The sequence below is a fragment of the Streptomyces sp. MnatMP-M17 genome (assembly GCF_900091995.1).
Taxonomy (GTDB): Bacteria; Actinomycetota; Actinomycetes; order Streptomycetales; family Streptomycetaceae; genus Streptomyces.
On sequence record NZ_FMDK01000741.1, the window covers coordinates 1 to 3,034 of the forward strand.

3 protein-coding genes and 1 pseudogene are annotated in these 3,034 nt (G+C 70.2%); 2 read left to right on the forward strand and 2 right to left on the reverse strand.

The features are described 5' to 3' along the window. On the forward strand, positions 1-1,342 hold a 1,342-nt coding region (locus GA0115259_RS29610; RefSeq protein ID WP_141716739.1), incomplete at its 5' end, for a xanthine dehydrogenase family protein molybdopterin-binding subunit. A 56-nt stretch (positions 1,343-1,398) separates the two neighbouring features. Here the strand turns inward: GA0115259_RS29610 and GA0115259_RS29615 are convergent. Together GA0115259_RS29615 and GA0115259_RS29620 are read right to left on the reverse strand one after the other, a co-directional pair. Beyond that, positions 1,399-1,644, reverse strand: coding sequence for a chorismate mutase family protein (locus GA0115259_RS29615; RefSeq protein ID WP_093602713.1), 246 nt, complete (start codon positions 1,642-1,644; stop codon positions 1,399-1,401). Next, the gene (locus GA0115259_RS29620; RefSeq protein WP_093602715.1) at positions 1,641-2,267 is read right to left on the reverse strand and encodes an NADPH-dependent FMN reductase; all 627 of its coding nucleotides are present in this window, start codon (positions 2,265-2,267) and stop codon (positions 1,641-1,643) included. Before GA0115259_RS29620 ends, GA0115259_RS29615 begins: the two co-directional genes overlap by 4 nt. Positions 2,268-2,601: 334 nt before the next feature. Here GA0115259_RS29620 and GA0115259_RS29625 point away from each other — a divergent pair. After that, positions 2,602-2,937: pseudogene (locus GA0115259_RS29625) on the forward strand (LLM class flavin-dependent oxidoreductase); the annotation flags it as partial. Positions 2,938-3,034 lie beyond the last annotated feature (97 nt).

Genomic DNA, 3,034 nt, shown 5'->3' on the forward strand with positions numbered 1-3,034 from the left:
CCCCCCCCGGCTGCGGCTCGGCGCGGACTCCTCGGGACGGCTGCTGGCCGCCATCCACGAGACACGGTCGCAGACGTCCCGGCATGACCTGTTCGCGTCCGACTACCCTTCGATCACCGCGCGGTTGTACGGCATCGGCGACTTCCGCGGCACCCAGCACCTCACCCGTACCGATGTGCCGACGCCCGGCTTCATGCGCGCGCCCTTCGAACATGTCAGCGCCTTCGCCCTGGAGTCGGCCGTCGACGAGATCGCGTACGCCACCGGCCGGGACCCGGTGGCGCTGCGGCTGGACAACGACACCGCCACCGATCCGGTCACCGGCAATCCGTTCTCCTCCCGCCATCTCGCCGAGTGCCTGCGCCGCGGCGCGGCGATGTTCGGCTGGGCGGCCCGTACGGCGGAGCCCGGCTCGATGCGGGACGAGGACGGCGCGCTGGTCGGCTGGGGCGTCGCGGCCGGTGCCTACCGGGCCTCCGCGGCACCCGGTGTGGCCCGGCTACGGGCGGACGCCGAGGGCCGGATCGCCGTCGATGTGACCGGTCATGAGATGGGACAGGGGCTCTGCACGGCGGTCGCCCGGACAGTGGCCCTCGACCTCGGTGTCCCGGCCGACGGGATACGGGTCGGCCTCGGGGACACCCGGAGCGCGCCTCAGCATCTGACCGCCGGCTCCTGGGGCACCGCCACCGCGCTGGCCGCCGTCCATGCCGCGCTACGGGAACTGCGCACGCGTCTGGGTGTGCCCGACGAGGGTCCGGTCGATGTGGCCGCCGCGGTCGCCGCGACCGGACGGCCTGAGGTCGCCGTCGAAGCCGTCACCCGGGCGCCCGGCCAGTCCGTCCAGGCCGTGGACCGGCTGAACGCCGGTCTGTCCGCGCCGGCCGGTCCCGAGTACCGCGGGTTCTCGGCGTTCAGCTTCGTCGCGCACTTCGCCGAGGTCCGGGTCGTGGTGGAGACCGGCCGTGTCCGGGTGTCCCGGGTGGTGAGCGTGGTGGACTGCGGCCGGGTCGCCAGCCCGGTGACCGCGCTCAGCCAGATCCGCGGCGGTGTCGTCTGGGGCATCGGCGCGACGCTGCGGGAGGGCAGTGAACCTGACGCGCGGTACGGCGGGTTCGTCAACGCCGACCTGGCCGACTATGTCGTTCCCGTCAGCTCCGACATCGGCCGGATCGAGGTCGCCTTCATCGACGAACCCGATCCTCTGCTCAACGCTCCCGGCGTGAAGGGAGCCGGCGAGATCGCTTTCGTCGGCGTGGCGCCCGCGATAGCCAACGCGCTCCACCATGCCACCGGCCGGCGCCACCGCAGACTGCCCATCCGGCTGGAGGACATCCTGTGAACGCTTCGCGCCGGCGCGGCCTCACGTCGGCGCGGGCCCCGGCCTCGCCGGCGGCGTCACCGCATGACGAGCAGCAGCAGTGCCAGATTGGCTCCGCAGGTCTTCAGTTCCTGGTCGTAGTAACGCACCGTCTCGTTCTCGCGGGAGAGATCGGTGCGCGGCAGCCCGGCCGCGCGTCTGGCGTCGGCGAGAAGGTGCTCCTCCTCGATCCGCTGCCGTATCAATTGCACGATACGGGCGTCGATCTCGGCCAGCCGGTCCTGCGACCGGCTTGTCCCGCCCGAGCTCTCCGGCAGTCTCACAGGACGCGCGGTGTTTCGCCGGAGCGGGCGGGAACGGACTGTTCCGTCAACGCGATCCCACGGTGCACGGCGAATTCCACCACCTGTCCCGCCATGGTCCGCAATTGCTGCTCCGCATGGCTGTCGGCCCATTGTCCGTCGGGGCCGAAACGAGTCGCCATTCTGTCGAGAGTGACACCGAGCGGTGTCGGCCAGCCGCGTAGTGCGTGAGCCACCTCGCGCAGCGCGGTAAGCGCGGTGACGGCGCCCTGCCGTCCGTCTCCGACGGTGACACAGCCGATCGGGCGTCCGCTGAGATACGGCCGTTCGTCGTCGCGCAATTCCTCGATGTAATCAATGGCGTTCTTCACCAGACCCGAGATACTGCCGTGATAGGCGGGGCTGGCGAATATCACACCGTCCGCCGCGGCGATCGCCGCGACCAGCCGCCGGGCCGCCGGCGCGTGCATCCCGGCTCCGGGCTCGTAAGCAGGCATGACGAGCTGGTCACCACCGATCAGATCCACCTCGGCACCCAGCCGTTCCGCCTCGGCCAGTGCGCTGCGAAGTGCTTGCTCGGCCGTTGAACCCGGGCGGGTCGAGCCGCCGACACCGAGCACTCTCACGATCTGCCGCACAGTCATCACTCGATTCCTCGACTGGATATGCTCAGATATGCCGATGGCGCCACGCCGTGATCAAGGCGGTGAGTGAGATGCCCGCGGTGAAATCCGGTCGGGAATGCCTGCCGCCCGTAGCACAAGGCTTTTCAGGCCGCCCACGTTCCGCCTTCGTGGTGTTGATATCGCGACGGCAACGGCGCGATGCGCCGACCGTCCAGTCATGACGGAGATAAATCATAGGGCCGAGCGCAAAGTATTGCCGCTGTGTGACGGGACCGGGCGGGGAATGGCCGAAAGGCAAGCGCGTGGGTCCGGATCCCGCAGGTTCCGGACGCGTCCACGCGCGGACCCGGGCGCGGCCAAGATCACCGAGCGCGCCAGGGGTGAGAGTCTGACGCTGCGTCAGGTCGCCGAGTCGGTCAACCAGTTCCGTCGCTCGCCCTTCGTCGGCGCGCCGGAGACCGTCGCCGACACTATCGAGCAGTGGTTCGACGCCGGCACCTTCGACGGCATCAACCTCGCCTTCCGCACCGACGACGACCTCAACCTCTTTGTCGACGGCGTCGTCCCGGTCCTGCAGAAGCGCGGACTGTTCCCCACCGAGTACGCCGGCGACACCCTGCGCGCCAGCCTCGGCCTGCCCGTCCCGGCCAACCGCCACACCTCCGAGCGCCGGCTCGCGAACGACTGAGGACCGTGATCCACCGTCTAGGGTCTTTCGTTTGGACCAGGCTGGGTGAGGGAGCGCCCGCCGCGGGAGCGGCTGATGTCGCGTTGGTGCCGTGGAT

Bases quoted from the DNA above. Each gene is read 5' to 3' on its own strand.
- GA0115259_RS29620 (WP_093602715.1), bottom strand. From the start codon at position 2,267: ATGACTGTGCGGCAGATCGTGAGAGTGCTCGGTGTCGGCGGCTCGACC.